Origin of the sequence: Streptomyces thermospinosisporus, assembly GCF_039526425.1 — a bacterium.
Taxonomy (GTDB): domain Bacteria; phylum Actinomycetota; class Actinomycetes; order Streptomycetales; family Streptomycetaceae; genus Streptomyces; species Streptomyces thermocarboxydovorans.
This window is the reverse complement of the sequence record NZ_BAAAIZ010000010.1, coordinates 62109-68180: the sequence shown is the minus strand read 5'-3', so window position 1 is coordinate 68180 and position 6072 is coordinate 62109. Positions and strand designations below refer to the sequence as shown.

The window sequence follows — 6072 nt, the reverse complement described above, 5'->3', positions numbered from 1 at the left end:
CAGCAGGCGCCGGCCGCTCCCGCGCAGCCCGCCGCGAAGGCGGCCCCGGCCCAGGCTCCGGCGAAGGCCGCGGCCCCGGCCGCCAAGCCCGCCGCCGCCCAGCCGAAGGCTCAGGCGAAGGCCGACGGTGAGGCCCCGAGCGGCCCCGAGAAGGTGACCCTGCGCGGTCCGGCCGCCGCGGTGGCCAAGAACATGGACGCCTCCCTGGAGCTGCCGACGGCCACCTCGGTGCGCGCCGTTCCGGTGAAGCTGCTGTTCGACAACCGGATCGTCATCAACAACCACCTCAAGCGGGCCCGGGGCGGGAAGATCTCCTTCACGCACATCATCGGCTACGCCATGGTCCAGGCGATCAAGGCGATGCCGTCGATGAACTGGTCCTACGCGAAGGTGGACGGCAAGCCCACCCTGGTCAAGCCGGAGCACATCAACCTCGGCCTCGCCATCGACCTGGTCAAGCCCAACGGCGAGCGCCAGCTGGTCGTCGCGGCGATCAAGAAGGCCGAGACCATGAACTTCTTCGAGTTCTGGCAGGCCTACGAGGACATCGTCCGTCGTGCTCGCGACAACAAGCTGACGATGGACGACTTCACCGGCGTGACGGTCTCCCTGACCAACCCCGGTGGCCTGGGCACCGTCCACTCGGTGCCGCGCCTGATGCCCGGCCAGTCGCTGATCATGGGCGTCGGCTCCATGGACTACCCGGCGGAGTTCCAGGGCACCAGCCAGGACACCCTGAACAAGCTCGGCATCTCGAAGGTCATGACGCTCACGTCGACCTACGACCACCGGGTGATCCAGGGCGCCGCCTCCGGCGAGTTCCTGCGCCAGGTCGCCAACCTGCTGCTGGGCGAGAACAACTTCTACGACGACATCTTCGAGGCGCTGCGCATCCCCTACGAGCCGGTCCGCTGGCTCAAGGACATCGACGCCAGCCACGACGACGACGTCACCAAGGCCGCCCGGGTCTTCGACCTGATCCACGCCTACCGGGTCCGCGGCCACGTCATGGCCGACACCGACCCGCTGGAGTACAAGCAGCGCAAGCACCCCGACCTCGACATCGTCGAGCACGGGCTGACGCTGTGGGACCTGGAGCGCGAGTTCGCCGTCGGCGGCTTCGCCGGCAAGTCGATGATGAAGCTGCGCGACATCCTCGGCGTGCTGCGCGACTCGTACTGCCGCACCACCGGCATCGAGTTCATGCACATCCAGGACCCCAAGCAGCGCAAGTGGATCCAGGACCGGGTGGAGCGCCCGCACACCAAGCCGGAGCGCGAGGAGCAGCTGCGCATCCTGCGCCGCCTGAACGCCGCCGAGGCCTTCGAGACGTTCCTGCAGACCAAGTACGTCGGCCAGAAGCGCTTCTCCCTGGAGGGCGGCGAGTCCGTCATCCCGCTGCTCGACGCGGTGCTGGACTCGGCCGCCGAGTCCCGCCTGGACGAGGTCGTCATCGGCATGGCCCACCGCGGCCGGCTGAACGTCCTCGCCAACATCGTCGGCAAGTCCTACGCGCAGATCTTCCGGGAGTTCGAGGGCAACCTCGACCCGAAGTCGATGCACGGCTCCGGCGACGTGAAGTACCACCTGGGCGCCGAGGGCACCTTCACCGGCCTGGACGGCGAGCAGATCAAGGTCTCGCTGGTCGCCAACCCCTCCCACCTGGAGGCGGTCGACCCGGTCCTGGAGGGCGTCGCCCGCGCCAAGCAGGACATCATCGGCAAGGGCGGCACGGACTTCACCGTGCTCCCGGTGGCGATCCACGGCGACGCGGCCTTCGCGGGCCAGGGCGTCGTGGCCGAGACCCTGAACATGTCGCAGCTGCGCGGCTACCGCACCGGCGGCACGGTCCACATCGTCATCAACAACCAGGTCGGCTTCACCGCCGCCCCGGAGTCGTCCCGCTCGTCGATGTACGCCACCGACGTGGCGCGGATGATCGAGGCCCCGATCTTCCACGTCAACGGCGACGACCCCGAGGCCTGCGTCCGCGTCGCCCGGCTGGCCTTCGAATTCCGCCAGGCGTTCAACAAGGACGTGGTCATCGACCTCATCTGCTACCGCCGCCGCGGTCACAACGAGTCGGACAACCCGGCCTTCACCCAGCCCCTGATGTACGACCTGATCGACAAGAAGCGCTCGGTGCGCAAGCTGTACACCGAGTCGCTGATCGGTCGCGGCGACATCACCCTGGAGGAGGCCGAGCAGGCGCTGCAGGACTACCAGGGCCAGCTGGAGAAGGTCTTCACCGAGGTCCGCGAGGCCACCTCGCAGCCGGCGTCGGTGGAGCCGTCCGAACCGCAGGCGGAGTTCCCGGTCGCCGTGAACACCGCGGTGACCACCGAGGTCGTCAAGCGGATCGCCGAGTCCCAGGTCAACATCCCCGACCACATCACGGTCCACCCGCGCCTGCTGCCGCAGCTGCAGCGCCGGGCCACCATGGTCGAGGAAGGCACCATCGACTGGGGCATGGGCGAGACCCTCGCCTTCGGCTCCCTGCTGCTGGAGGGCGTGCCGGTCCGCCTCGCGGGCCAGGACTCCCAGCGCGGCACCTTCGGCCAGCGCCACGCGGTGATCATCGACCGCAACACCGGCGAGGAGTACACGCCGCTGCAGTACCTCTCCGAGGACCAGGCGCGGCTGAACGTCTACAACTCCCTGCTGTCCGAGTACGCGGCGATGGGCTTCGAGTACGGCTACTCGCTGGCCCGCCCCGACGCGCTCGTGCTGTGGGAGGCGCAGTTCGGTGACTTCGCCAACGGCGCCCAGACGGTCGTGGACGAGTTCATCTCCTCGGCCGAGCAGAAGTGGAACCAGACCTCCGGTGTGGTGCTGCTCCTGCCGCACGGCTACGAGGGCCAGGGCCCGGACCACTCCTCGGCCCGCCCGGAGCGGTTCCTGCAGCTGTGCGCCCAGAACAACATGACGGTCGCCATGCCGACCTCGCCGGCGAACTACTTCCACCTCCTGCGGTGGCAGGTGCACAACCCGCACCACAAGCCGCTGATCGTCTTCACCCCGAAGTCGATGCTGCGCCTGAAGGCCGCCGCGTCGAAGGCGGAGGAGTTCACCTCCGGGCAGTTCCAGCCGGTCATCGGCGACAGCTCGGTCGACCCGGCCGCGGTCAGGAAGGTCGTCTTCTGCGCCGGCAAGGTCTACTACGACCTGGACGCCGAGCGGCAGAAGCGCGGCGCGACCGACACCGCGATCATCCGCATCGAGCGCCTGTACCCGCTGCCGGGTGCCGAGCTCCAGGCGGAGATCAAGAAGTACCCGAACGCCGAGAAGTACCTGTGGGCCCAGGAGGAGCCGGCGAACCAGGGTGCCTGGCCGTTCATCGCGCTCAACCTGATCGACCACCTGGACCTGGCCGTCGGCGCCGACCTCCCGCCCGCCGAGCGTCTGCGCCGCATCTCGCGGCCGCACAGCTCGTCGCCGGCGGTCGGCTCCGCCAAGCGCCACCAGGCCGAGCAGGAGCAGCTGGTCCGCGAGGTCTTCGAGGCCTGAGGCCTCACCTCACGGTCCCGCGCTCTTCAGGGTTCTGCCGGGCCGCATCCCCTGCTCAGGGGGTGCGGCCCGCCCCTTTGCGGCCACTTATCCTGGACGGCATGTACTTCACCGACCGTGGCATCGAGGAACTGGAGAAGCGGCGCGGCGAGGAGGAGATCACCTTCGAGTGGCTCGCCGAGCAGCTGCGTACCTTCGTGGATCTGAACCCCGACTTCGAGGTCCCGGTCGAGCGTCTGGCGACCTGGCTGGCGCGGCTGGACGACGAGGACGACGAGTAGGTCTGCCGAGGCCTGCCGCATATCTTCGTCACCGGTCGGCGCCGGGCCCGCCGCCGGTCTGCTCAGGCCCCGGCCGACGGCCCGGGGCCGGCTGCCGTGCCCGCAGCCCCGCCTTCCTTCCTGGCACCCTTCTCCGGGTGCCCTTCTCCGGGCGCCCTCCTGAACCTCTTGCCCTCCTGTCCGCCTGTTCTCCTGTCCTCCTGTTCTCTCCTGTCCTCCTGTTCTCCTGTCCTCCGTCAACGAGCGCCACCCACCCTCCACCCCCACGAGTGCCTTGACTTTCCCTCCCCGCGATATATCGTGAATCACGTAATACGCGATATGGCGCGTGTCTAGGAGGTCCCACCATGCCCGAGTGGTCCGTCACGGAGCCCACGAAGCTCACCTTCGACGAGCCCGTGACCGAGCTCCATGTGCGCATCGTCAACGGCACGGTGAACGTCGTGGGCACGGAGGAGAGTTCCGCGCGCCTCGAAGTCTCTGAGGTGGAGGGGCCACCTCTGATCGTCACCCAGAAGGGCGGCACGCTCAGCGTGGCCTACGAGGACCTGCCCTGGAAGGGCTTCCTCAAGTGGCTGGACCGCAAAGGCTGGCGCCGCAGCGCCGTCGTCTCCCTCGCCGTCCCGGCCGCCACGCGCGTCGAGGTGGGCGTGGTCGGCGCGTCCGCGGTCGTCTCCGGCCTGCGGGGCCCCTCCGTGGTCAAGGGCGTCACCGGCGACACCACCCTGGTCGCCCTCTCCGGCCCGGTCCGCGCGGACACGGTGTCCGGCAATCTGGAGGCCCAGTCGGTCACCGGCGACCTCCGCTTCAACTCGGTCTCCGGCGACCTCACCGTGGTCGACGGCTCCGGCTCCTCGGTCAAGGCCGACTCGGTCAGCGGCTCGATGATCGTCGACCTCGACCCCGACGGCCCCACGGACGTCCGGCTCACCAGCGTCTCCGGGGAGATAGCGATCCGTCTGCCCTACCCCGCCGACACGGAGGTCGAGGCCAACACGGCCAGCGGCGCCATCTCCAACGCCTTCGACGACCTCCGGGTGCACGGCCAGTGGGGCGCCCACAAGATCACCGGCCGGCTGGGCGCCGGCACCGGCAAGCTGCGGGCCACCACCGTCTCCGGCTCCATCGCCCTGCTGCGCAGGCCACCGCGCGAGGACGAACCGTGGGACGCCCCCTCCGCCGACACCACGGACGCCCCGGCCGACGGTCCGACCGACAAGAAGGTGCTCTGACATGCCCCCCGTCTTCGCCCACGGACGCCTCCGCCTCTACCTGCTCAAGCTGCTGGACGAGGCCCCGCGCCACGGCTACGAGGTGATCCGGCTCCTGGAGGAGCGCTTCCAGGGCCTGTACGCCCCCTCCGCGGGCACGGTCTACCCCCGGCTGGCCAAGCTGGAGGCGGAGGGCCTGGTCACCCACACCATGGAGGGCGGCCGCAAGGTGTACTCCATCACCGACGCGGGCCGCGCCGAGCTGGCCGGCCGCAGCGGTGAACTGGCCGACCTGGAGATGGAGATCCGCGAGTCGGTCGCCGAGCTGGCCGCCGAGATCAAGGCGGACGTCCGCGGGGCGGCGGGCGACCTGCGCCGCGAGATGCGCGCCGCGGCCAGCAAGGCCCGCACCACTGGCACGCACGCCGACGACGACTTCTTCCTCGGCGACTTCACCGGCCTCACCGACCGCGAGGCCTGGCGAGCCGCCAAGGAGGAGATGCGCCGCGCCAAACAGGAGTGGAAGGAGCAGGCCCGCCGCGCCAAGGACGAGAGCCGCCGCTCCCGCGAGGAGGCCCAGCGCGCCCGCCGCCAGGCCAAGGAGGCCCAGGAGCGGGCGCGGGAGGAGGTGCAGCGCATCGCCCGGCGGGTCCAGGAGCATGTGCAGGACCACTTCGCCCGGGGCGACTGGCCGACGGGCCTGCGCGAGGGGCTGAGCGAACTCATCAAGGAAGTGAGCGACTTCGGCAAGAACGGCTGGACGGGCAAGGACCCGTCGGCCGAGCCCGCATACTCGCAGACGCCCGAGGACTTCCCCGCCGCCTATGTTCCCGAATGGGCCCACGAAGGGGCGACGGACTCCACCGGTAACCCCGCGCGCGACCTGGACCGCCTGCTGGACCGCTTCCGGGACGACATCCGCGACGCGGCCCGCGACCACGGCGTCACCGAGGAGCAGCTCCGGGACGCCCGCCGCCACCTCTCCACGGCCGCGGCCCACATCGCCGCCCTCCTCCACAAGGAGAAAACCGGCTGACGCCCGTCACCCCGCCTTGGCCTCGCCGCCTCCGTAG

At 70.0% G+C, this 6072-nt stretch carries 4 protein-coding genes; all 4 read left to right on the top strand.

Features of this window, described 5'->3' with window-relative positions; genetic code table 11:
- On the top strand, positions 1 to 3507 hold a 3507-nt coding region (locus ABD207_RS05245; protein ID WP_344010395.1), incomplete at its 5' end, for a multifunctional oxoglutarate decarboxylase/oxoglutarate dehydrogenase thiamine pyrophosphate-binding subunit/dihydrolipoyllysine-residue succinyltransferase subunit.
- A gap of 101 nt (positions 3508 to 3608) precedes the next feature.
- Positions 3609 to 3788, top strand: coding sequence for a DUF6104 family protein (locus ABD207_RS05240; protein WP_028420339.1), 180 nt, complete (start codon positions 3609 to 3611; stop codon positions 3786 to 3788).
- 347 nt (positions 3789 to 4135) lie between these two features.
- A complete protein-coding gene (locus ABD207_RS05235) occupies positions 4136 to 5020 on the top strand; it encodes a DUF4097 family beta strand repeat-containing protein (RefSeq protein ID WP_344010393.1) in 885 nt (294 codons plus the stop codon).
- Position 5021: 1 nt separating this feature from the next.
- Positions 5022 to 6035, top strand: coding sequence for a PadR family transcriptional regulator (locus ABD207_RS05230; protein ID WP_344010391.1), 1014 nt, complete (start codon positions 5022 to 5024; stop codon positions 6033 to 6035).
- Positions 6036 to 6072 lie beyond the last annotated feature (37 nt).